This is a genomic window from Deltaproteobacteria bacterium, from assembly GCA_020845895.1.
Taxonomy (GTDB): Bacteria; Lernaellota; Lernaellaia; order JACKCT01; family JACKCT01; genus JADLEX01.
The window spans coordinates 1-23,444 of the sequence record JADLEX010000098.1 but is presented as its reverse complement, the minus strand read 5'-3'; the positions used below and the strand labels follow the sequence as shown (position 1 = coordinate 23,444).

General features: G+C 64.4%; 16 protein-coding genes. 8 read left to right on the top strand and 8 right to left on the bottom strand.

Translation table 11 applies throughout. The features are described 5' to 3' along the window. Positions 1-2 precede the first annotated feature (2 nt). Positions 3-1,253, bottom strand: a complete 1,251-nt coding sequence (gene amrB / locus IT350_13195) for an AmmeMemoRadiSam system protein B (GenBank protein ID MCC6158998.1) — start codon at positions 1,251-1,253, stop codon at positions 3-5. Between the two features lie 35 nt (positions 1,254-1,288). After that, positions 1,289-1,792 (bottom strand): hypothetical protein, encoded by a 504-nt coding sequence (locus tag IT350_13190; GenBank protein ID MCC6158997.1) that lies wholly within the window; start codon positions 1,790-1,792, stop codon positions 1,289-1,291. Between the two features lie 150 nt (positions 1,793-1,942). On the opposite strand from IT350_13190, the gene IT350_13185 reads away from it, so the two are divergent. Both IT350_13185 and IT350_13180 read left to right on the top strand, forming a co-directional pair. Then, positions 1,943-5,092 carry an N-6 DNA methylase gene (locus IT350_13185; protein ID MCC6158996.1) on the top strand — a complete coding sequence of 1,050 codons (3,150 nt, stop codon included), beginning with the start codon at positions 1,943-1,945 and terminating at the stop codon, positions 5,090-5,092. A gap of 166 nt (positions 5,093-5,258) precedes the next feature. Next, entirely contained in the window at positions 5,259-7,739 is a 2,481-nt protein-coding gene (locus tag IT350_13180) for a valine--tRNA ligase (protein ID MCC6158995.1), read from the top strand. Here the strand turns inward: IT350_13180 and IT350_13175 are convergent. Both IT350_13175 and IT350_13170 read right to left on the bottom strand, forming a co-directional pair. Then, on the bottom strand, positions 7,687-8,178 hold the full coding sequence (locus IT350_13175) for a hypothetical protein (GenBank protein ID MCC6158994.1): 492 nt from the start codon (positions 8,176-8,178) through the stop codon (positions 7,687-7,689). The two genes, IT350_13180 and IT350_13175, sit on opposite strands and share 53 nt — an antisense overlap. 448 nt (positions 8,179-8,626) lie before the next feature. After that, a complete protein-coding gene (locus tag IT350_13170; protein ID MCC6158993.1) occupies positions 8,627-10,732 on the bottom strand; it encodes a hypothetical protein in 2,106 nt (701 codons plus the stop codon). Positions 10,733-11,041: 309 nt separating this feature from the next. Here IT350_13170 and IT350_13165 point away from each other — a divergent pair, with 309 nt between their 5' ends. Then, positions 11,042-11,512 (top strand): Rrf2 family transcriptional regulator, encoded by a 471-nt coding sequence (locus IT350_13165; GenBank protein MCC6158992.1) that lies wholly within the window; start codon positions 11,042-11,044, stop codon positions 11,510-11,512. 15 nt (positions 11,513-11,527) lie between these two features. Here IT350_13165 and IT350_13160 read toward each other — a convergent pair whose 3' ends face one another. Together IT350_13160 and IT350_13155 are read right to left on the bottom strand one after the other, a co-directional pair. Next, complete coding sequence (locus IT350_13160; protein MCC6158991.1) at positions 11,528-13,711, bottom strand: transglycosylase domain-containing protein; 2,184 nt, start codon at positions 13,709-13,711, stop codon at positions 11,528-11,530. Positions 13,712-13,825: 114 nt separating this feature from the next. Next, a complete protein-coding gene (locus tag IT350_13155; protein MCC6158990.1) occupies positions 13,826-14,215 on the bottom strand; it encodes a hypothetical protein in 390 nt (129 codons plus the stop codon). Positions 14,216-14,408: 193 nt separating this feature from the next. Here IT350_13155 and IT350_13150 point away from each other — a divergent pair, with 193 nt between their 5' ends. The 3 genes from IT350_13150 (at position 14,409) to IT350_13140 (ending at position 18,752) form a co-directional block, all read left to right on the top strand. Further along, a complete protein-coding gene (locus IT350_13150) occupies positions 14,409-14,960 on the top strand; it encodes a L,D-transpeptidase family protein (GenBank protein ID MCC6158989.1) in 552 nt (183 codons plus the stop codon). Between the two features lie 120 nt (positions 14,961-15,080). After that, complete coding sequence (locus IT350_13145; GenBank protein ID MCC6158988.1) at positions 15,081-16,607, top strand: radical SAM protein; 1,527 nt, start codon at positions 15,081-15,083, stop codon at positions 16,605-16,607. 63 nt (positions 16,608-16,670) lie between these two features. Further along, positions 16,671-18,752, top strand: coding sequence for a hypothetical protein (locus IT350_13140; GenBank protein ID MCC6158987.1), 2,082 nt, complete (start codon positions 16,671-16,673; stop codon positions 18,750-18,752). Positions 18,753-18,756: 4 nt separating this feature from the next. On the opposite strand, the gene IT350_13135 is transcribed toward IT350_13140, so the two are convergent. After that, positions 18,757-19,851 (bottom strand): CapA family protein, encoded by a 1,095-nt coding sequence (locus IT350_13135; GenBank protein ID MCC6158986.1) that lies wholly within the window; start codon positions 19,849-19,851, stop codon positions 18,757-18,759. 109 nt (positions 19,852-19,960) lie between these two features. Here IT350_13135 and IT350_13130 point away from each other — a divergent pair, with 109 nt between their 5' ends. Then, entirely contained in the window at positions 19,961-21,697 is a 1,737-nt protein-coding gene (locus tag IT350_13130) for a hypothetical protein (protein ID MCC6158985.1), read from the top strand. A gap of 49 nt (positions 21,698-21,746) precedes the next feature. On the opposite strand, the gene IT350_13125 is transcribed toward IT350_13130, so the two are convergent. After that, positions 21,747-22,370, bottom strand: a complete 624-nt coding sequence (locus tag IT350_13125) for a hypothetical protein (GenBank protein ID MCC6158984.1) — start codon at positions 22,368-22,370, stop codon at positions 21,747-21,749. Positions 22,371-22,856: 486 nt separating this feature from the next. On the opposite strand from IT350_13125, the gene IT350_13120 reads away from it, so the two are divergent. Beyond that, on the top strand, positions 22,857-23,444 hold a 588-nt coding region (locus IT350_13120; protein MCC6158983.1), incomplete at its 3' end, for an IS4 family transposase.

Here is a 23,444-nt window from a genome sequence, read left to right as displayed (position 1 = left end):
CTCTATTCGCGGCGAGCGATGAGCGCGGCGTAGCTGACCATCCCCGCGCCGTTCGGATCGACCCAGGTGTCGTGGCCGAGCATTCGGAATGGCCGGGCGCAGGCCGACGCGACCACGTAGATCGGTGTGAGGCCGCAGACCTTGCGCACGTCGCGCTCCTCGGCGACGAAACGCACGAAGCCCTCGGGCTCGCCCTCGGTCAGCGGCGCGAGCATTTCGAGATCGCGTTCGCGGTTGATGCGCGCCTTTTCGTCGTCCACCCGAAAGGTGTCGTCGAACATCTCGCCGATGTGGGCGAGGTCGGCGCTCGCCACCAGCGCAACCTCGCCGTCGCCGTCCTCGACCGCCTCCCGGCACGCGGTCGCGAGATCCGCCAGGGCCTCGTCGGTCTCCTCGTCTTCCTCGCCGTCGATCAGATGGCGCGCGTCGCCCACGAGAATCGGCACGATACGCAAGTCGGGACGCAGGTACGCGATCATCACCGCCGCGAGCTCGATCGAATGCTCCACGCGGTGCGTGAGCTCATCCTCGAAGGGATCGATCGCGAGCGCCGACGCGATGTCGTCCTGCACCACGTCGTCGACCTTCAGGATGCCGAAGGGCGTGGCGAACGCCTTGCGCGTCATGCTCACGGGCAGTTTGGACGGCTGGTGGTTCGTCCCCACGATGACCACGGTGCGCCCGCGAAAGTGGCGGATGAATTCGCCGTAGGCCCGTGCCCAGATCCGCCCGCCGCGCAGGAAGTCAATGTGCGGCGCAATCAGCGCAAGAGCCGAATTGTCTTCGCTCGCGATCTCGGGTCCCGGCGCGAAGCCTTCCTCACGAAAAAACCCGTCGAGCATGGCGCGCAGCTCGGCCCACGCGGCGGCCTCTGCGCCGGGTTCGGCGTAATCGAAGTGCGCGGCGGGACGCACCGGCGCGGCGAGCCACGCCTCGTCCACCTGCTTGCGATGTTCGCCGAAGCGCGGATTGTCGAAGAAGTAATGCTGGTCGAAGACGTCGAGGATTCGCTCGACGGCGGCCATGGGCATCGGGTGGCCGGTCCTGCTCTCATACGACTCGGCGAGCTGGCGCATGGTGGTCTTGCCGTCGCAGGCGGCGACGGCGAAGAGCGCGCCGCTCTCGAGTGTCAGCATGGCGGTGGCGTAGCGGCGAGGGTCCTTGATCGCGATCATGCCGCGGCCCTCGACCTCGACGTTGAAGGTCTCGACGTAGCGAAGCGAGGGCAGCGGATGGTCCATCGGATACGGCATCGAAACCTCTGGGGAAACGGGAACGGGATCGAGACTCAGGGGAGTGTTTCAGCGAGCCAGGGACCGGCGCAATCGTCGTTGATGCACTCGAACAGGACGACGCATCCCCCATCCAGCGGCACGCAATTGCCGACGCAGGACCAGAACTCGTCGCCGTCTTCGCAGACGGCCAGCGCCTCGGTCTTGTCCAGGCGCTCGCCGCCGATTTTTTCGGCGAAAGCGCCGTCGCATACCTCATACACGGCTTCCATGATGTCCGGGCACGACACCTCCGGCGGACCGGTGTCGTCATCGGCATCGTCGTCCGAGTCGTCATCCGCATCGTCATCCGTGTCATCATCGTCGTCCGAATCGTCATCGTCATCGTCATCGTCATCGGCGTCGTCGTTGCCGGACGCATCGTCATCGCCACCCGTGTCGTCGTCCGCGGGGATGTCTTCCTCCGGCGGCTCCTTGTCGGCGTCGAAACACGCCGTCGTCGCCGCGAAAAACACCACGATCATTCCCACGATCAGCACCGCGTGATGGCGGCAGGACATTTCGGCTCCGTGTTCCGGTGGACGACGCTACCGTATCAACCGTGCGCGAGGCGGGTCAAGGACGTCGGTAGATTCGGGAGCGGATCGAGACCCGTCGTCCGACTTCGGCTTTTCAATCCGGGGCGACTCTGTTATGCGGGTGCCATCACGATGACAGGTGCGTTGATGGGCGACATCGCGGCGCGAAGAAAAGAGGCATATCGGAAGCTCGAGGCGCTCCTCGCGGAGTTCAATGCGATCGCCGCGACGCACGGCCTTCAGAATCAGTCCGAAGCACAGGTCCGAACGTGGATCGAGCGGATGCTTTCGGTCTTCGGCTGGAATCCCGCCGATCCGGGTGAAGTTATCCAGGAATTCCAGATCGCCGGGCGCGAGGCCCGGCGCAGTCGGGGAACCGGCGACCGGCATCACACGCGCCCGGACTATGCGCTGGTGGTCAACGGCCGGCGCATGTTCTATCTCGACGCGAAGAAGTTCGCGGTGAATCTCGAAACGGACATGAACGCGTCGTTTCAGATTCGCACCTATGGCTGGTCCGCGGGCATGCGCCTTGGATACGTGTGCGATTTCGAAGAACTCGGCATCTACGACACGCGTATCAAACCGAAGCAGAACGACGACGCCCGCGTTGCCCGAGTGCTCTACCTGCGACACGACCAGTACCTCGAATATTTCGACACGCTCTGGGAATACTTCTCGCGCGATGCCGTGATGGACGGCTCCCTCGCGCGCATGCATCCGGATGACCGGCTCCCGAAGGGGACAACGTCGCTCGATCAGGAGTTCGAGGCGCTTCTCGGGGAGTGGCGGCTGGAGATCGCGCGGCTGATCGTCCGTCAGGAAGAGATCCGCGACATGCGCATCGTCTCGGCGGCGGCGCAGCGGATTCTCGACCGTATTCTCTTCATCCGCTTCTGCGAGGAAATCGGGTTGGAGGAAACGGGTACCGTCAACTCGCTCGGCAGCCAGGGCGACTTCTGGCCGGATTTCGCCGAGGAGAACGAACGACGCTGGCGCCGTGTTTACGACGGCATCCTATTTCCGCACTCGGAAGAGGACGATCCGACCGGTGTCGAGCACCACCTGCTCCGGTTTTCGATCAAGGGCCGCGTCTTCCGGAAGCTGATCGAGAGCCTCTACTTCCCGAATCCCTACCGGTTCGACGTCATCCCGCTCGAAACCCTGGGCGGCGTTTACGAACGCTACCTCGGAAAGCGGCTGCGTCTTGTCGGCGGCAAGGTCGTAGACGAGTTCAAACCGGAGTATCAGCGCTCCAAAGGAGCGGTGTACACGCCTACCTGGGTCGTGGCACGCGTGGTCGATCGCGCGCTCGCCCCGTTCGTGGACGACGCCGACCCCGAGCGCATCCTTTCCCTGCGCATTCTCGATCCCGCTTGCGGCAGCGGGAGCTTTCTGCTGGGGACCTTCAGCCATCTCGAAGACCGGATTCTGAAGTGGTGCCGCGTTCGCGGCGAGCACAAGGGTCCTTACGCCACTTACGACTCCCGCGGTTGGCGGCTCACGCCCGCCGCCGCCCGCCGAATCATCGACCATTGCCTCTTCGGCGTGGACATCGACCCCGAAGCGGTCGAAATCGCGCGCATGTCGCTCGCGCTGCGTTACGTGGAGCGAACGGCGATCGACGGGCCGGACGAACCGGCCGATCTGCTGCGAGGGATCGGCCGCAATATCCGCCACGGAAACGCACTGGTCGAGCCGGACATTCTTGGCCTCGGCATCGACGCCGAACATCTGATGGATCTCGTCCCATTCGACTGGCGTCACGAACGGCACGGATTCGCCGAAGTGATGAACGAGGGTGGATTCGACGCGGTCGTTGGAAATCCGCCCTACATCGAAGTGAAACGTTACCGCGAGTGGCTGCCCGACATGTACCGATATCTCAAATCCTCGGGCCGCTACGAGACCGCCGCGCAGGGGAAGACCGACATCGCCATGCCGTTTGTCGAACTGGGCGTGCGCGTGCTCAAACCCGGGGGGCGGCTGGGGTTCATCGTACAGAACCGGTTCTTCAAAACCGATTACGGCGAACACACACGCCGGTGGCTGCGTCGCGAGAAGCTGCTGGGCGAAATCGAGGATTTCCGCGATCTGCAGATCTTTCCGAAGCGAACGACCTATACCGCCATTCTCGCGCTGCAACGCGGGTCGGAGTCGTTTCGATACCGGACCTTCGACACCACGCACGACGCCGAAACGGAACAGCCGTGCCTGGACGTGCGGATCGGCATCGACGAGATCGACGACACGGTGTGGGCGTTCGACCAGCCCGACCTGATGCGACTGCACCGCGATCTGCGCACGAAATTCGGCGCGCTCGGCGATCACGCGGGCGTGGAGATCATTGTCGGTCTGCAGGTGCTGTGGGGGCAGGCATATCAGTTCCGGCTCGTGAACATGGACGAAAAACTCTTTTTCGGAGAGGGCGCCGACGGCCGGCGGCACTACCTGAACACGGCGTCGATGCGTCCCATGTGCCGCAACCGGGCGTTCTACCCCTTTCGCCCCGACAACGCCGACGTGTGGGTCATCTTCCCCTACGAGATCGAAAACGGCGCGGCCCGCGAGATCCGCTGGAAGGAGTTCGAGGAACGGTTCCGCAAGACCGCGGACTACTTGAAGGAACGCAAACGCGACATCAAGAAGGCCGTGGAATGCTTCCCCGAACCCGACCGGTGGCATCTCTATCGTTATCCGAAAAATCTGGTGGAACAGGCGCGTCGAAAGGTGCTGTTTCCCATGACGATCGAGGACACGGTCGCGTCGTTGGACCTCGAAGGAAACATCTACCAGGACAACGTCAACGTGAACGCGCTCGTCTGGAACGGAGCGGCGGACGATGAGTTGAAGGCGATCACCGCCGTATTCAATTCATCGCTCTTCAGCGCGCTCGCCCGACTCAAGTGCGGTCTAAACGATTCGGGGTGGCGGAAATTCAACCGTCAATACGCGCGACTTGTCCCTTTTCCGGGCAAGGCGAAATCGGTCGATCGACACGCGAAGCCGCTCGCGGAACTCGCCGACAAGATTTCGCGGCTACAGGCGCAGGCGCTATTGCCGTCGAGCGAAGGGGCGATGGCGGCGGTCGAAGCCGCGCTCGATCACTGCTGGCGGCAGCTCGACGAGCGCGTGTGCGATCTCTATGAACTCGACACGGAGCAGCGCACGGTAGCCGCGCGTTATCCCCGGCGTGTGGATCGCGTCGAATTGCTTCGTCGTCAGGCCGCGCTCGCAAAATCGTCGGAGGCGCTCGCCGAAGACGCCGACGAGGACGACTGAACGCACCCCGCGCGCACCTTGATCGCCCCGGTCCTTCTCCCTATCATCCCGCCGCTTCGCGACGCGATGTTCGCGGTTCACCGAACCGGACGAAGACGACACCTTCGCGGACGACCCGCCGGGCGAGCCCGGCGCCGCGCCGTCACCGGATGAAAGAGAGCGGTCCATGGAATTTCCCAAGCATTACGAACACGCCAACGTCGAACCCCGCATCCGCAAGCTGTGGGACGAGCACGGCGTTTACAAATTCGACCCGTCGGACACGCGGCCGATCTTTTCGGTCGATACGCCGCCGCCCTACGTGTCGTCGGCGCATCTGCACGTCGGCCACGCGATGAGCTATTCGCAGGCGGAGTTCATCGTGCGTTACAAGCGCATGAAGGGCTTCAACGTCTTTTATCCCATGGGCTTCGACGACAACGGCCTGCCCACCGAGCGCTACGTCGAGCAGAAGTACAAGATCGACAAGTCGAAGATCACCCGCGAGGAGTTCGTCAAGCTCTGCCTCGAGGAAACGCGCGCGGGGGCTCAGGTCTATCGCGACCTGTGGGAGTCGCTCGCGATCTCGGTCGATTGGGACATGACCTATTCGACAATCCAGCCGCGCTCGGTGCACACGGCGCAAAAGAGCTTTCTCGATCTCGCGCAAAAGGGCCTCGTGACGCGCCGCGATGAGCCGATCACCTGGTGCTACACGTGCCAGACCTCGCTCGCGCAGGCCGACATCGACACCGAGGAGCGAGACACCACGCTGAACGACATCGTGTTCACGGGCCCGAGCGGCGAGCAGCTTGTCATCTCGACGACGCGCCCCGAGCTGATCCCCGCGTGCGTGGCGCTGTACGTGAATCCCGACGACGACCGTTACCGCGCGCTCGTCGGCAAAAAGGCGCGCGTGCCGCTGTGCGACTACGAGGTCGAGATCCGAACGCACGAAGACGTGGCGATGGATTTCGGCACCGGCCTCATGATGGTGTGCACCTGGGGCGACAGCGACGACGTGAAGAAGTGGAAGGAACACCAACTCGACACGCGCGCCCTGTTCACGGCGTGGGGTAAGCTCAACGACCTGGGCGGCCCCTACGCGGGCATGAAGCCCGACGCCACGCGCGCCGCGATCCTCAAGGATCTCGAAGCCGAGGGGCGGCTCCTCAAACGCTCGCCGCTGCGCCAGCTCGTCGGCATCCACGACCGCTGCAACACGCCGGTCGAGTTCCACCATTCGCCGCAGTGGTTCATCAACGTGCTGGGCGGGCGCGAGGAATACCTGAAACGCGGCGCCGAGCTGCGCTGGTATCCGTCGCACTTTCAGGTGCGTTTCGACGACTGGGTCAACGGTCTCAAGTGGGACTGGTGCATCAGCCGCCAGCGGTTTTACGGCGTGCCGTTTCCGGTCTGGTACTGCGCGGCCTGCAATGCGCCGCGTATTGCGACGCTGGCTGAACTGCCGGTCGATCCCATGGCCGCGACGCCGCCCGACGGCACGCGCTGCGCGTGCGGTCACAACGCCTTCACGCCCGAAAAAGATGTGATGGACACGTGGATGACGAGCAGCCTCACGCCGCTCATCAACGCGCGCTGGGCCGAGGACTCGCCGCTGATGGACCGGATCTACCCGATGTCGATCCGCGTGCAAGCCTTCGAGATCATCCGCACATGGCTCTTCTACACGGTGGTCAAGAGCCACCACCACACCGACACGCTGCCATGGTCGGACGTGATGATCTCGGGCTGGGGCCTCGACGACAAGGGCAAGAAGATGAGCAAGCGCGCCGGAAACTTCGTCGATCCCAAGATCGTGGTCGACAAGTACGGCGCCGACGCGCTGCGCTACTGGTCCGCGGGCGCGACGCTGGGCAACGACCTGCGTTACAACGAGCGCGACGTGGCGAACGGCCGCAAGCTGATGACCAAGCTTTGGAACGCCACAAAATTCGCGGCGACGCAGTTCCTGAACGAAGACGGCACGCTGCGCACGCTGGTCCCCGGCGATCCGACGCTGGTGGACCGGTGGATTCGGTCGCGCCTGCAGCGGGTGATCGAGGACGCGACGCGCTACCTGGACCGCTACGAATACAGCCACGCGCTAGGGACCGTGGAGCGATTCTTCTTCTCCGAGTTCTGCGACAACTACATCGAGATCGTGAAGGAGCGCTTTTGGAACCCGGACCGGTTCCCCGCCGGTGCGGCCGAGGCGGCGCGGTTCACGCTGCACGAGGTCGGGTTCACGGTGCTCAAGCTGTTCGCTCCGTTCATCCCGTACATCACCGACGAGCTGTATCAGGTCGTCTATCGGCAGGGTGCCGAACCGGTGTCGATTCACCGGGCGGAGTGGCCGGTGCCCGACTCGGCGCAGGTGGACGAGGACGCGCTGGAGGCGGGGCGGCTGCTGATCGCGGTGCTGACCGGCGCGCGTCGGTGGAAGACCGAGCGGCAGGTCAATCAGAATTTTCCGCTGCGCCGGCTGACGATTTCCGCGCCTGCGGAATTGGCCGCGAAGCTCTCGCCGCTATCCGACGACCTACGTGCCGCGGCGCACGCCGAGGTGCTGGAGTTTGCCTCCGGCGGCGACGTCGCCACCGAGGAAGCGGCAATCACGCTGGCTTTGGAACTGGGAGAAAAGCCTCCGAAGCCGAAAGCGGAATGAAACCGCGGGCTTCGGGCTTTTGATCCGAACCGGTCTTCGCCGAGATGGTCGCCAGCAGCGGCCGGCGGGGCCGGGTCCGCAGAGCGGCGAGATCCGCGCGTTTCCAGCGGAGCTGCTCGAAGACGCCGTCGAGTTCGTTGCCTTGCGGGACGAATGAAAACCGGTCGTCGAGCGACTTGGCGCGGGCGCGTAGCGAAAACTCGGCGATGCCGAGACGGTAAACGGAGCGGGCTTCGGTCAGGTCGAGGACGAACTCGCGCACGCCCTGCGCCGCCAATTCTTCAACCTTTCCGGTCAGATAGGCTGCGCAGTAGCGGTCGAAAGCGGAGCGGACGCGGACAATCGCGATGTCCTTCGCGGTATCCAAGCGTTCGATTGCGATATCCCGACCCTTTTCATCGGAATCGACAAAAACGTCATTTGTTTGTACAATCGTCATGAACCTTCTCTCCATTTTCGTCAACTCCCGTGGCCGATTTCGGTCTCGGGCAGGTATTTAGCAAGCCGCGTGCCGCAATCATTCTCGAATCGAAATGCCTGACGGGCGAAAAAGACGCCGCGTCCTTCGAATCTGCCGCACTCATCTCGTCATGTCGGATTGGGACATCAGGGGTCGATCATGGTTCCCCCTAACGCGCACATTCATTGTGGCACGTTTTGAATCGAAAGCAATCCCCGAAGTGAACTAATAGTAACGAAGATCACGAAATCAACGTTGACGCATCGCGCCAAAGCTCGCGAATTGTCGAACTTTTTCGATTATATTCGGAATTTGTTCGCTTAAGCGCATCGAATGGAACTGAATTGTAACCGAACGATCACCGGAGCGCCGAATTTCAAGGATTTACGAACACGATCCGAACATCAGGGGCCGCATCGGGCGTCGTTCAGCACCCGCAGGCGCCCTCGTTGTCGCGCGACGCACCGTCGGAATCCCCGCCGGCGGCGTCGTCCGACTGCGTATCGTCGTCGGCCGCGTCGTCGTCCGGCTGCGTATCGTCGTCGCCGCTGGTGTCGTCATCCCCGGTGGTATCGTCGTCGCCCGGTTCGGTGAGCGGCTCGATGAAGCCCTCGAAGGGGACACGGTTTCGCGCGGTGACCACAATCTCCCACGGCTCGGCGGGCATCGTCTCATACGGGAAAACGACGGTTCCCTCCGCGTCGGTGCGCGCGACGAAGTCCGCGCCCTCGCCGAACACGTGCACCAGCGCGCCCTCGAAGCCGCCGCGCCCCTGCGTGATGGTGACCGTGAGGATTTTCGCGGCGTCGTCCCACGCGGCGACCGGCTCATCGAACGCGCTCGGAACGGCGCTCCACACCGGCAAGTCGGGATCGCCGAAGATGTGGAAGTGCTGCATGACCTCTTCGGTCTGTCCGCCCGCGGCCTCCGGGTACTCTTCGTACATGCCCATTTTTCCGTAAAACGCCGCCGCGCCGAAGCTGTCCATGCCCTCGGAGAAGTAACCGCGCGCCATCGCCTTGCCCAGGCTGTCCGTGTAGAAGAACGGCGTCAGCCGCGCCGCCGCGAAGACCGCGGCCGCGCCCTTGTCCTCGCCGGCCTTCATGAGCGCCTCGGCGAAGCAGTCGCCTCCCCAGTCGAACGCGCCGTTGGAGCACGCGATCGAAGAAATCGCGGGCGGCATCCCCGTGTTCTCCAACCCCGTCGCGTCGCTGTTCGAAAACTGCGGACTCACGCTCGACCACGCCTCTTCCCATCCGTGGCCGAAGTAGCTGATCCAGCTCCGTCCCGCCTCGAGCGAGGCCGTCACGTTGTCGTTCGTATTCTGGCCGTTGGACTGAAAGTAGCGGTCGGCCACCGGGAAACCGTAGCTCTCGGCCTGGTCGGCGCAGTAACCCGCGTTTTCGTCGTCAAAGTAGTCCGATCCCGAGATCGTCAGCGCCGAGGTGAACCAGACGTCGTTGGTCACGACCGGCGCTCGCTCGTAGCTAAGCGTCTTCGTCACCTGCACCGCGATCTCTTCCGGCGTTTGCCCGGAAAGCCGTCCAATGATGAAGTCGGCGAAATAGTCGTCCCCGTCCACCGTTGTGTAATCGTGGTCGGCGAGAGTGCCCCAGATTCCGAGAAAAGTCGGAATCTGATCAACGTCGCCCACGAGCAGCACGTAATCCAGCCCGGGTTCGTCGTTCGCGTAGCGATCGGCGAGAAATGCCTTGATCTGCGCCGCGGTCGGCGATTCGTCGATATCGGAGACCGGCACGACCTCGACCGCGAATCCCTTGCGCGCCTTCCATTCGGCCAGCGGCGCGGCCGCCTCGCACAGGCTGTCCTCGCAGACGATCAGGTACGTCCCGTCCGCGGGCAACCATGCGTCCTCGCCCTCCGAGATCGGACTCGGAACGATCGCGACGCGGCGCAAAATGCCGTCGATCGCCCGAGAAACGCGCGATGGGGGCGCGCCCGAATGCGAGTGCGTCCATGCGATGTCGAGGACGAGGCGAGAGGCGATTTCGATCTCATTGGCGGAGCCTCGCCAACGAACGGGATGGATCGTCACGGGAAGTACCCGCGCACCGCCGATCGAGGCAACCGCGCCGACGCGGATCGGCGATGCCGGCCACGAGGCGTCGGTTTCGTACATGTCGGAGTCGAACGCGAAGGCCGAGGCGCTTCCGCCGTTGCGGTCGAGGGGTCGTTGCCACGGCCCGACCTTGAGGTTTCCACGAATGCCGGAGTCGATTTCGACCACGCGAACGTCGGCGCCTGCGACCCCGGGCGGCAGCGCGATCAGACGGTGAATGAGAGGCAACGCCGGCCGGCCGAGCTCGGTCATCCGTCCCGCGCCGTCCATCGCGAGCGTGTCCCACGTCTCGCCGTCGATGACCGTCGTTCCCACGATCACTTCGGGGATGTCGACGACGAGTCGAAGCCCGTTCGCCGTGGGAGCGGCGTGAATCGCGAGCGGCTCAGCCGAAGCCGAAAAGGACACCAGCGCCATCAAAAGCGTCGTGATGATGCCGAACGTCGAACGCATGGGTCGATACTCCCCGGACAGAAGACCCTTCATGATAAGTCAGGCGGCGAAAAATCGCCATGTCCGATGTCGCTAAAATTGCCATGTCTGTCGCGACTCCCCGTGCGCCCGACGCGCGAACGGGGGTCGGGAGACCCCAAACCGCCCGATCGTGACGAGGGCAACAAAAACTGGATTTCCCTGCCCGGCCCGCGCGGAAAAAGATCGACACGCGCGGCTTATTTGGATACATACATCTAAAATATTCTTGACCTGAACATCCACCGGTCGTACTTTTCGCGGGAACAACCCGCGGTTCGAGGGGGACACATGCTGACGATGAACCAGACCACCGGCTACGCGATCGTCGCCCTGTCGTACATCGCCGAGCACGACGACGAATTGATCCTGGCCAAGGACATCGCCGAGACGGCGGACATCCCGAAGTCGTACCTGTCCAAGATTCTGCGCGAACTGACCGTCTCCGGGCTGATCTTCTCGAAGCGAGGCTACCACGGCGGCGTCAGCCTCGCGCGCCCGGCGAATGACATCACCCTTTGGGAAGTCCTGCAGGCCACGCACGGCGGCAACTGGGAGCACAAGTGCCTGCTCGGGCTCTCGGAGTGCTCCGACGAATACCCGTGCCCGGTCCACCAATTCTGGGCGAAGGAGCAGGGCAAGATCGAGCTCAATCTGCGGCGCATCACGCTCGCCCAGGTCGTCAAGCATCCACGCGAGTGGCGCAAGCGCATCTGGCCGAAAAAGCTGTCGGCCATCGTGAACCGCCGCGGTCCCGAATAACCGTATCGGCGGCGTTCATTCGGCAGCCGCGGACGGTCCCGGCTCGGGTTCGTCCTCCGGTGGCGGGATCGGTTCATCTACCGGCGCAGACTTCGGCGTCGCGTCGCCGGTCGTCCCGCCGGTCGCCTCGCCTTCTTCGTCTTCCGGGGGTTTCACGCACCCGCCCGCCGCGGCTTTGCCGTCCTTGGAGAAGCTCGGCCGGTAGGGATCGCACCACTCCACCATTTCGGCGGGGATCGTGCCGCGCTCGGCCATCTTGCGCAGAATGAACGCCAGCGTCGCGCCGTTGCCCGCGTATCCGCGTTCGTAAAAGCGATAGTAGCCAACGGGGTTGCTGATGATCGAACCGAGGTATGCGGCCTGCAGCGGAGACAGGTCTTTGGGCTTGCGTCCGAAGTAATGGCGCGAGGCGGGGCCCACGCCGTAGAGTTTCGGCCCCCACTCGATGATGTTCATGTAGATTTCCAGAATCCGCTCCTTGGGCAGCTCTTCCTCCAGCCACCATGTGACGAGCATCTCCTGGAACTTGCGCGACGCGGTTTTTTCGCCGCCGAGAAACAGGTTCTTGGCGGTCTGCATCGTTACGGTGCTCGCCCCGCGCGCGAAGCGCTCCTGACGGATATTCGTACGGATGCTGTCCATGATGTGACGCATCGCGAATCCGTTGTGGCGGAAGAAGCTGCCGTCCTCGCAGGTCAGCACCGCGCCGACGAGCACGCGGCCCAGATCGTTGTACGCCACGAAGTCGGAATTCGCCGGCCCCACCGTGATCGTTTTCACGTACTGGCCGTTCTTGTAGATCTTGTGCTCGAAGGGAGCATTGAGCGCCAGTACGTTCGCGTCGGGCGGCGGCGTGATGACGTGGAAGTCGGTGACCTCGACCGACGGCTCGAAGACGGTCGCGTTGGGATCGTTCAGATCGACGTTCAGATCAACGCGCAGCGACATGCGTCCCTCGACCTGGGCCCCTTGCAGCTTCGGCGCGAAGTCCTTGGGAATCGCGTCGAGGGCGGCCTGGATCGGCAACTCCTTCGACTGAAGCGACAGATCGACGACGGGCTTTCGCCCATCGGGAAACTCGACGCGGGAGACGACATCCATGTGCGCGCGACCCATGAGCACACGCGCCTCGGGTACCTCGACGAACCGCTGAACCGGATCGACCACCACGCGGCCCACCGCGCGGACGGAGACGTCGCGAAGCGGCGCGCTCGCAAGACGCGGATCCTCGAGATAAAGGTTGCGCAGTTCGCCGTCGAACTCGACCGGCAGCACCTTGGCGTCGGACTCGAGCGTGATGGAAACGCGCCCGTCGAGCCGCGTTTCCTCGCCCACGTGCACGCGGCGCGACAGATAGGGCGCGACGGGATTCAGCGACAGATCCTTGCCGCGCAGCTCGAAAAACCGCGCATCGTCCTTGACCATCGCGCGCAGTTCGAACGCCCCGCCGCCGCCCACGACGAGCCCCTGGATATCGGTGTCGAGCCGCCGGCGAAGCAGGTCGATGAAGACGCGGCCCGACACGTCGCGGGTCTCCAGCACCCCCGGTCCGGCCTTGGCGTAGTGGCGGTCGATGAACTTGAGCGCGCCGCCGCGCAGGTTGATCTCGAATCCGAGCAGCGACGACATGGCCGCGCGCATGAGCGCCTCGGGGTCGACGCCGCCGATCCCGCCGCCGTTGCCGTTGCCGTTTTCGCTGGGCGCGGGGAGTTCCAGGTCTGTATGCGAAAGCCGCCTGATGCGCTCCAGTAGCGGTGCGGGTAGCCTTGGGTTTCCGCTCTCGTCCAGCTCGATCGTACCCTTGGGCGCCGCGAGCGTGATCTGCCGCAGCCGCGCCGGTGCGGCCGCGCTCTGACCGAGTTCAAACTCCAGATCGACGCGCCCGACCTCGGCGAGTGTCGTTTCCGCGCCGACGGGTCCGTCCTTCATCGCCACGCGCACGCCGGTAAACGACGCGCTGCTGGTCATGTTGGTCGTGAATGTCTCGTATCCGATGCGAAGGCCCGTCTTGCGTTCCACGACCGCGAGAGCGGCGTCGATTTTCGCCGAGATGAGTCGGTCCTTGCCGCGCAGAAGCCACGAGACCCCGGCGAGAGCGGACGCACCGACGAGCAGCACGATCAGCAGCACCGTGCGGGCGCGCTTTTTTCGGCGCAGAACCCGGGTCTTGTCGAGCGACACGTGGACCCCTGCCTTCATGAACGGATGGCCGCGACGCAAACGGGGAATGTCTAAACGGCGGCGCGGAGCCGGTCAAGGCGCGGGGAGTCAGGTCGTGGGATCGAGTCGCCGGATTCCGGACGACGCGCAATGTCAGGCCGTGTCGTCGTCCGCCGCATCGTCATCCGCGTCGTCGTCGCCGATTTCCGCGGGCGTGATGAATCCGTGTTCGGGCAGGCACTCGGCGAAATCGTCGCAGGCGGGCTTTTCCTTGTAGCACTTGTATGCGGCAAGCCACATGTTGCCCTTGGCGAACTGGCAGGATTCGTATGCCTCTTCCGGGTCGGCCTCGGTGAGGTCGTCGAACGCGATCACGACGCCGCATTCGTCGAGCTTGGCGAGCATCGGCTCGCAGTCGAACCACGGCGGGCCGTCGTCCGCCTTGTCGTCGTCGGAACAGGCGGAAAACGCGAACACCGCCGCGGCCACGACGAATGCGGCTGCGAGCGGGTGAAGCGAATGTTTGAGCGGGGAGCGAAACACGCGGCTATTTGTCACGCGCGCGTTTGCACTGTCAAGCAAGATCGTCGGGAAATTCGGCTCGGTGAGCCGTCGGGCCGGGAACCGAATGCGCTCGGCGCATGTCGTCCCATGGAAAGGGCCGTCCGGTCATTTCGCGCATCGGGCAAGGCGTCGCGGTTTGTCGCGCCGCCTGTCCCGGGTGGCGAGGCGCATCATGCCCCGATTCAGGGCCGTAGTGTTCTCGTGGGCGATCATCCTCCTGACGCCGGTCTTCGGGTGCGCGCCCGCGACGCCACAGCCGACCGAACCCGAAATCGAAACCGATCTTTTGCCGCTCACCGAAAAGGCCGATCGCATCCTCGTGGAAAAGGGACGGCGTGAACTCGCGCTGTTCCGCGGTGATCGTGAGCTTCGCCGCTACCGCGTCGCGCTCGGCACGAACCCCGAGGGCGACAAGCGCTGCGAAGGCGACCGACGCACGCCCGAGGGCCGCTACCGCATCGCGGGACGCAATCCCAGCAGCGCCTATCACCGCTCCCTGCGCATCTCGTATCCCGACGAGGCCGACCGCGCCGAGGCGAAGCGCGAGGGCTGCCCGCCCGGCGGCGACATCATGATCCACGGCCTCCCGCCGTCGTGGTCGTGGGTCGGCAAGAATCACGCACGGACCGACTGGACCCTCGGGTGCATCGCGATGACCGATGACGAGATCGACGAGCTTTGGGACGCGGTGGCCGATGGAACGCCGATTGAGATCCGACCGTGACGAATCCCCGTAACGCCGGCCACGAAGTGGATAGGGGCGGCGGATTTTTCGACCGCGCCGTGGTATAAATCCCGATCCTGTCCCGGCATTTCGGGCGGAGCGGAAGGCGACGCGTCGACCATGCGGCTCAAAATCGCGCTCATCTCGCTGTACGTGTTCGAGAACAACGGCGTGCGTCTGCTCGCCGCGTGTCTGCGCCGGGCCGGGTTTGAGGTCCACGAGATCTATTTCAAGGACTACCTGCATCATCACTACGTCGGCCCGACCGAAACCGAAATCGAACGGATGCTCGGCCTTCTTCGCGACCAGGGCATTGGGTTCGTGGGCATCTCAGTGCGCGCGGGCGCGTATCTGAAGGTCGGCATCCAGTTTTCGAATCTGATTCGCGAGCGGCTCGGCGTGCCGGTCGCATTCGGCGGCGCGCACATCTCGTTTGACCGCGAGGTGGGCATCCACCACTGCGACTACCTCGCCGTGGGCGAAGCAGAGGACTCGATTGTCGAGCTCGCCCGGGCCATCGAAACCGGAGGCGACGCGACCGCGATCCCCGGCATCTGGGCCAATGTGGGCGGGACGATCCGGCGAAACGAGGTGCGCGATCTCGTGCAGGATCTCGATCGCCTGCCGTTCCGCGACTACCACAGCCACGACTTCAAGTGGGTGATCGACGGCGACCGCTTCGATCGGGGCGATCCGGTGATCGGCGAGCGAATCTATCTGATGCTCTCGTCGCGCGGCTGCGCGTTTTCGTGCAAGTTCTGCGACGTCAACATCCTGCGCAAGATCTACAAGGGCAAGGGCATGTACTTCCGCGTGCGCTCGCCGCAAAACGTGATCGAGGAACTGCGTTACGCGCGCAAGTGTTTCCCGGGTCTCACGCGGATACGGTTCGACGACGAACTGTTTCCCTTCGACCGTGAGTGGACGCGCGAGTTCGCCCGACTCTACAAAGCCGAGTTCGACTGGCCCTTCGAGATTCTCACCGACCCGCGCGTCGTCGCGGACGAGAACATCGCCGAATTGAAGAGCGCGGGCCTCGATCACGTGCTGATGGGCGTGCAGGCGTCGGAAGACGTGAATCGCCGGCTCTTCGGGCGACACCACTCGGACGACCGGGTGGTCGAGGTCAGCCGCATCCTGCGCCGCCATCGCGTGAAGGCGAGTTATCAGATCATCCTCGATATCCCGACGACCACAACGCAGGACCGCGAGGCGACGCTGGATCTGCTGCTTCGCATGGCGCGGCCTTTCGACCTCTATTCGTTTTCGTTGTCGCTGTGGCCGGGGACCGATCTGACCGAGTCGCTGCTCGAGCAGAATATCGTCTCACCGAGCGAGGTGGCCGGCGTCTGCGACAAGGTGCTCACGCAGTTTCGCGCCGACGACACGATGACGCGCCCGGCGGAGGAGCGTTTATTCATGGCGCTCTACCATCTGACGAGCAAGAGTTTCGTGCCCCGCGCGCTGATCGCGTGGATGGGCCGCTCGCCCGCGCTTCGGCGAAACCCGGGCGTCGTCATGTGGCTGTCGGGATTCACGAATTTCGTGAAACTCGGCCTGACCGCGCTGGAGATGTTGTGGAGGCGCGAGCTCACCTGGAACATGGTGCGTCGGTTCTTCAATCTGCGGGCCCCGGTGTCGATCTGAGCAGCCGGCCGACCCTGGTGGCCACGCATTGATCTTGGCGCGCGCCGCTTCTAGACTTGCGGCATGAATCCCCGGCACTCTCGCGGACTTGGGCGATGCGCGATCGGATATCTCACGCTGGCACTGATGGCGGCGTGCGTTCTTGGGGCGCCCGCGATCGCCGCGGACCGACCGGTCACCCGGTCGGTCTTCGTGTACATGGTCGATGTCACGAACACGATGACCGGGTGCGTGAAATGCTACATGGGCCGGCGCACCGACGACATGCTGCCGGCGACATTCGAGCACATCATCGATGAGCTGCGTCTCGCGAATAAACCCGTCGTTGCGTACGTCGTGCCGTTTTCGCGCGGCGTGGTCGATTTCGACGGCGACGGCCCTTTCGAGCCCTGGCGAAAATTCGAGATCACGAACGACTTGGATGTCGACGCCTTGGCCGAGTATCTCGATCCCAAAAAAGGCAAGGCAACGCCCCCGGGCGCCGAGCCGCCCATGTCGAAACTGCTGCCCACCTACGGCCCGTCGCGCGGCGCGCAGGAGCCGTGGCCGGGATTCCATGAGGCGTCGCTCGCCCACGATTACCTGACGCCGGCGCTGTATGACGCGACGGTCGAGGGGCTCAATCACTTGCGTTCCCTGGTGCCCCGCGACCGCGACCTGCGGATTCAGTACGCGCGCACGCACCAGCACAAGCTGGTCGTCTTTTCCGACGGGAAGAATGCCGTGAAGTCGGCCAGCTACCCGCACATCGTCCAGGGTGCCGAGCTGCATCGCGACGAGATGGATGGGCGCTTCTGGCTGACGCGCGTTTACATGGAAGGCAAGATTCCCGACGAGACCGTGGATGCCGAGCTGTTCGAGGAACGCCGCATCGCGCAATCGGCGCGCGGCGTCTATCGGATCAAGGACAAGGCGCTTCCGCCTCCGACCGAGATGGTGCGCCTCGCGGCCGAAGACCTGGTGTACGCCGAGGGGCTGCGCGACCCTAGCCGTTACGTCGGCGGAACGCTCGTCTTCAACTCGGGCATCGTCATCAAGGCGGGCTCGCCGCCGTCGCTCTCGGCGGCCGTCGAGGATTCTCCCGTCACGCAGTCCCCGGCGGGAGCGGGAGTCTCCATCGAAACCCCGGCGACGCAGACGCCCGCATCGGCGGCGACCGACATCACGTTTCGGTTGAGCGGGGCGAATGAACTGCTGCAATCGGGTCTCGAGACGGTGACCTCCAAGGTGCGCCTGACGTTGCCGACGGAAACGACCGGCCGGATGCCGCTGTTTCTGGAGAGCGGCGCACCCGAACTCTACGTCTATCTGGACGCCGATCTCTCGCCTCCGACGAGTCGCGTGAAGGTCGAGGTGACGCCGCCCGGCCACGTGGTTGCGCAATCCGACGGCCCGACATGGGATCTGGGCGGCTACTCGCAGGGCGACATCACCGCCGGCCGCGTCGATGCGGGACGCATCGCGTTCAAGTCCGACTCGTTCATCCCCACGGGACCGGTATTCACGATCGAATACGACGAGTCCTTTTTCGAGATCCTGCGAAACGACATCGCGATCGCGTCCGGGTCCGAGCTCGGCCTCGACGAACTCGAGATCCGTTTGCGACCGGGTTTCGGTAAAGGGCCGCAGCGGGCGATCATCGAACTGCGTTCGTCGAAGGCGCATGTCGTCTTCGAGGGCGATCAGGCGAGCTGGAAGGGGACGTTCAGTTACACGGTGAAGAGCGATTGGCCTTACGTTGCCGGCATTGCCGTCGTGGTCGCCATCATTCTGGGCGGCGTGGTCGTGGTGCTGCGACGCACCGTGCTGCGTTCGCCGCGCATCGCCGATGTCGGCGGCAAGTTGAACGTCGCCAACGCGCCCGAAGGTGCGAGCCGCGATGAGATCAACCTGGCGGCGATGACGGGGTCGTCGTGGGTGGCGGGGAAAAACCCCCAATGCGCGTACGTACTCGATGGTGAGTTCGTGCCCGACGCGGCGTTCGAAATCCGCGTGCTGCGCAATGAAGGACGGCTGCGCGTGCGCAAGGCCGATCCCGAGGTCGAGAACGTGCTGCTCAACGGCGTCGAGATGGCGGAATCGTTTCTCAAGGACGGCGACGTGATCGCGGTACAGGGCTACGAGTTCGTGTATCGGCGCTCGTAGTCGATTACGGTCGCCAGATCACCGAGGCGCCGTCCTCCCGGACCCTCCCTCGCGGTACGCGAAGCAGTTGGCGGAAGAGTTCGCGCGACTGCCCGATTGTCGCGGGGGCCGGAATGAACTTCACTTTGCGATTGTTGCACTCGTAAGGCGTCAATCGAATTCCGCGGATTCCAAACTTGTCCATGGTGACGTTGGTCGCCAGTCCATAACCCAAATCCTCGACGCCTTCCTGTTTGAACTGGCCCTTGCTGTGCCAGATGAAGTTGCCGATGGAGTAGAGGACCGGAACGCCATCGACGAGATCGATCGGCCAAGGCATGTGCGGCCCGTGGCAGACGATCAACGAGGGTTTCGCGGCAGCAATTTCGCGGATGAGCGTTTCATTTTTTTCCTCGATTCGGCGGTAATTCCCGAGCCAGTGCACCACGACGACGACGTACTCCGCGCGCGAGCGGGCGCGTTCGACGTCGGCGCGCACCATGTTCGGATCGAGCCGGGCAACCCCGGGTCCGTCCGGTCCCGCGTACGCGGCTTCCTTTTGAAGGCGCCGATTGTTCTGGCAATACCCGAGCAGGGCCACGCGCAGGCCGTCCTTTTCAAGGATCGCCGGTTCGCGCGCCGCCGCTTCGTTCGGACCTGCTCCGAAATATCGAATTCCAGCGCCCTCGAGCGCCGCGAGGGTATCGGCCAGCCCGTTCGGTCCGAAGTCCATCATGTGGTTGTTGGCGAGACCGAAGACGTCGAACCCTTCGGCGGCGTACGCGTTCACGGCCTCCGGAGGTTGCGTCGGTCTCGTTTCGCGCCCCGGGAACGGAGGTTCATCCGTCAGCGTGCTTTCGAGGTTTCCGATCAGGAAGTCGTGTTCGCGGATGAGCGGACGGATTTTTTCGAAGGACTTGCGGTAGCCGTGCTTGGCGACGAAGTCCTTGGCCTGATCGCCTTGCCCCGTGTCGCCCACGAAAACGAGCGACATCGAGGGACCGGCGTGTTTCCGGAACCCCTCGAACGGCCACATTCGCGGAGCGATACCCCAAACGACCGCTGCGATCAGCGTGGCCATGACGACAGCCCCGAATGCGAGCGCGACCTTTTTTCCCATCGAACTCTCCGATTCGCCGCCGGACCGGAACCCGGGCGCGGCATGGACGTCCCGGCATGCGAGACGGTATATTCGCCGCCGTTTCGACCCTGAACGGATTCACCGCCCCGTGACGAGAACTTCCGAATCAGCGCGCATCTTCATCGCCGCATTCGCGGTGCTCGTCGTCGCGTGGATCGCGTTGCCGATCACGGGCCCGGTCGACGACGCGTACATCACCATGACGTACAGCCGCAACCTCGCGGCGGGCGCAGGCATCGTCTTCAATCCCGGCGAGGTTGTCGAGGGTTGCACCGCCTTCGGCCAGATGGTCCTGCTCTCCGTCTTCGCGCTCCTCGGCGTGCGCCGTCTCGATCTCGTCGCCGTGCCGCTCGGCCTCGCGGCGTGGGCGGGGGTGTTCGCCATTCTTCTCCATATCTATCGACGCGAGCGGGACACATCGTTCGGCGGACGCGCCGCGTCGGTCGATGTCGCCGGCGCGCTGTTCGTGCTTCTCACGCCCGCCAGCCTCGTCTGGTCGTCGTCGGCGATGGAGACGCCGATCGTCGCGCTGCTCTACGCCGCGGGGCTGGCGCTGCACCTGCGGGAGATCGAGCGGGGAAATTTGCCGATCGCCAGCGCGCTCATCACCGTGGGCGCGGGGCTCATGCGGCCCGACGCGATTTTGCTCGCGGTGCCGCTCTTTTTGTCATGGATTCTGCCGTGGCCGGCGCGCCGCGACCGTCTCGCCCGCGCGGCCCTCTTCGCGGCGATCGTGATAGGAGTGTTCGGCGCGTATTGGCTATGGCGCTGGCGATACTTCGGTTACTTCATGCCCAACACTTTTGCGGCCAAGGTGGGATCGACGAGCTTCGAACTCGCGAAGAAGGGCGTGCAATACTGGCTCTCGGCCGTGATCTCGCTCGTCTTCCCCGCCGCGTGCGCGTGGCGCTGGCTGAAAATGCCGCACGCCGATCGCCTCGCCCTGCCGCGCTGGTGGTGGGCGGCGATGGGCATGACCCTCGTGCAGACGGCCTACGTCATCGCCGTCGGCGGCGACTTCTTCCCATTCCACCGCTTCTTTGTGCCGGTCATCGCTCCGGCGGCGCTGGCGGCGTGGCGCGTCGTGCGTCCATGGTGGGACGCGCGCGCGATCGCCAAGGGCCGCGAGCCCGAACGCGCGCCCAACCTGCGCGTCGCCGCGGGGCTGTTTCTCGCATGGTGGATGTGGTCCGGCGTGTCGCTGTTTCTGGACGTGTACAAAGCCGACCGGCTCGTGAAATGGACGCGTGACTGGGGCATGGTCGGGCGGACACTCGCGCAAACGACGCCCGAGGGTTCGACCATCGCCACGCTGCCCATCGGCGCGCTCGGCTACTACGCCCACCGGCGCGTCCTCGACATGGTGGGTCTCGTCGATCTGCACATCGGGCGCAAGGAAATCGCGACCGGCCAGCGGCGGCAGGGCCACGAAAAATTCGACACGCGATACGTGCTCGACCGCGCGCCCGACGTGATCCTGACGTGGCCCGAGCGCTACGAGGGCGACGGCCCCAAGCCGCGTGAGTGGCAGTTCGCGCACACCGTCGCATGGGCGCAGCGCGACCTCTACATCGCCGACGACACGCTGCGGCTTTATGTTCCGGTGCGTTTCGACGCGGCCGGGCAGACCGTGTTTGGGCTGCTGCGCCGCGATCTCGTCGGGCTCGATGCGTGGCGCGCGTTCGCGCCGCTGCCCGATGACATCGTCGCGACGCACTTTGCGCCGCCGGTGTTCAAGTACATAGACCGCCCCAGCCGCAAAGAGCTGATGGGCGAGGACGATCCCGCAAAAAATCCCAAACCGAAGAATCCGTCGCCCAAATGACCGGCGGCCCGGCGCGAACCGGGCCGCCGTGTTGTCCAGGGATTTCCAATCAGACCGGTCCGCCCGCCTTGACCAGAATCGTCAGGACGAGCGTGTTCGAGACCGGCAGATCGCTCGCGTCGACGATCACGAGGTCGCAACTCGCATTGACGTCGGCCTGACCGGTGAAGCCCGGCGGGATCTGGTGATAGGCGAGCGCGAGACTCCACGGAATGATGCCGATATCGTCTCCGGCCAGCGAGTCCAGGGGCAGCGAATTCGGCCACTGCTCCTGCGGGCGGCAGTCGAGCCACAGGTCGGTGTCCGCCGGGATCTCGCCCTCGTAATTCACGTTCACCGAAACGGGCCAACCGTTGACGGCCTGCAGAAATTCCGTCTCCTCGGTGTAGACCGGGTCGCAGATGGTCACCGCTTCGTCGCCGACCGGATCGCAGCCTTCGGACGTGTCGTCGTCCGCCGCGTCGTCGTCGAGGTCGTCGTCGGCGTCGTCATCCGCGAGATCGTCGTCCGCCAGATCGTCGTCATCGTCGTCGGACGCGTCGTCGTCGTCCCCGCCGTCGTCGTCGCCGGTCTCTTCCTCGTCGTCGTCGTCATCGCCGCCGCAGGCCACGAAACCCGCGACCGTCAGGGAAGCAATCGCCAAAATCAGCACGGCATACAGCCACGCACGCATCGAAATACCCTCCTTGCCCGTCCGATCACGCGGCGGGCGACCGATCATAGCACAAACCCTGCGCCGTCGAATCCGGAAAATGTGTGGCAACCCGCCATCACCTCGATCCCGGCCAGGACCCGAATAAACCTTCTCCAACACCGGGGAGACGCAGCGTGCCCCCGGGTGCGTGTCCCCGGTCTCTACGACGCGACCTCGGCCGACCTCTCGGAGTCTGTGGCTGCGACCTGCACGCACACGGGAGCGCCGGTGCAGTCCATCACATCCCACTCGCACGAATCGGCCACTGGCACAGCCCGTCGAAGCCGTAGTGTGGACCTCTATGCGCCCAAGATCGGTATTGTGTCCTGAATGGCTGTATTGTGTCCGGAATGGCCCTGAATTGCCCTGAATGGTCCCGAATGGCGCCAAGATAAGCCCCTATCTACGCGGAATCTCCGCGTTTTCTTTTTGGGACGCCCTTGGTGGAAGCATCGAGGATCTGGCGTGACAGGGCTTGCATTTCGTCGACCGTGTTTTCGCGGGCGCGTCGCCTCGGCGAGCACGTCCGCTTACTGCCAGGCCCGCGCGCGTCTCGATCCGGCGTGGCTCGGGGAGATTCACGGGTCGCTGCTGCGAAGCATGGAGACCCGGTTCGCCGGTCGAGGTCTGTGGTGCGGGCGCAACGTCGTCGTCGTGGACGGCTCGGCCGTGTCGATGCCGGACAGCGCGTCCAATCAGACGGCGTTCCCTCAGCCGCGCACGCAGAAGCCCGGATGCGGCTTTCCCGTGGCGCGGATCGCGGTGATCTTTTCCCTGGCCGCGGGGGCGATGCTCGACCTGGCCTGGGACTCGCTGCACGCGGCGGAGACCACACTGTTTCGACGGATGTGGCCGGGGTTGCGGGCCGGGGATGTGGTGCTGGGGGATCGCGGATTCTCCGCGCTCGCGGACCTGTGGTGTCTTCAGCTACGCGGGGTGGACTGCGTCGTGCGGAAAAACGCGCGGCGGTCGGTCGGCGTGCGCGAGGTGAAACGGCTGGGGGAGAATGACCGGTGGGTGGACTGGGTGAAGTCGAAGGAGATTCCGGTGTGG

Coding starts and splice junctions, on each gene's coding strand:
- amrB (MCC6158998.1), bottom strand. CDS start 1,253: ATGCCGTATCCGATGGACCATCCGCTGCCCTCGCTTCGCTACGTCGAG.
- IT350_13190 (MCC6158997.1), bottom strand. CDS start 1,792: ATGTCCTGCCGCCATCACGCGGTGCTGATCGTGGGAATGATCGTGGTG.
- IT350_13185 (MCC6158996.1), top strand. CDS start 1,943: ATGACAGGTGCGTTGATGGGCGACATCGCGGCGCGAAGAAAAGAGGCA.
- IT350_13180 (MCC6158995.1), top strand. CDS start 5,259: ATGGAATTTCCCAAGCATTACGAACACGCCAACGTCGAACCCCGCATC.
- IT350_13175 (MCC6158994.1), bottom strand. CDS start 8,178: ATGACGATTGTACAAACAAATGACGTTTTTGTCGATTCCGATGAAAAG.
- IT350_13170 (MCC6158993.1), bottom strand. CDS start 10,732: ATGCGTTCGACGTTCGGCATCATCACGACGCTTTTGATGGCGCTGGTG.
- IT350_13165 (MCC6158992.1), top strand. CDS start 11,042: ATGCTGACGATGAACCAGACCACCGGCTACGCGATCGTCGCCCTGTCG.
- IT350_13160 (MCC6158991.1), bottom strand. CDS start 13,711: ATGAAGGCAGGGGTCCACGTGTCGCTCGACAAGACCCGGGTTCTGCGC.
- IT350_13150 (MCC6158989.1), top strand. CDS start 14,409: ATGCCCCGATTCAGGGCCGTAGTGTTCTCGTGGGCGATCATCCTCCTG.
- IT350_13145 (MCC6158988.1), top strand. CDS start 15,081: ATGCGGCTCAAAATCGCGCTCATCTCGCTGTACGTGTTCGAGAACAAC.
- IT350_13140 (MCC6158987.1), top strand. CDS start 16,671: ATGAATCCCCGGCACTCTCGCGGACTTGGGCGATGCGCGATCGGATAT.
- IT350_13135 (MCC6158986.1), bottom strand. CDS start 19,851: ATGGGAAAAAAGGTCGCGCTCGCATTCGGGGCTGTCGTCATGGCCACG.
- IT350_13125 (MCC6158984.1), bottom strand. CDS start 22,370: ATGCGTGCGTGGCTGTATGCCGTGCTGATTTTGGCGATTGCTTCCCTG.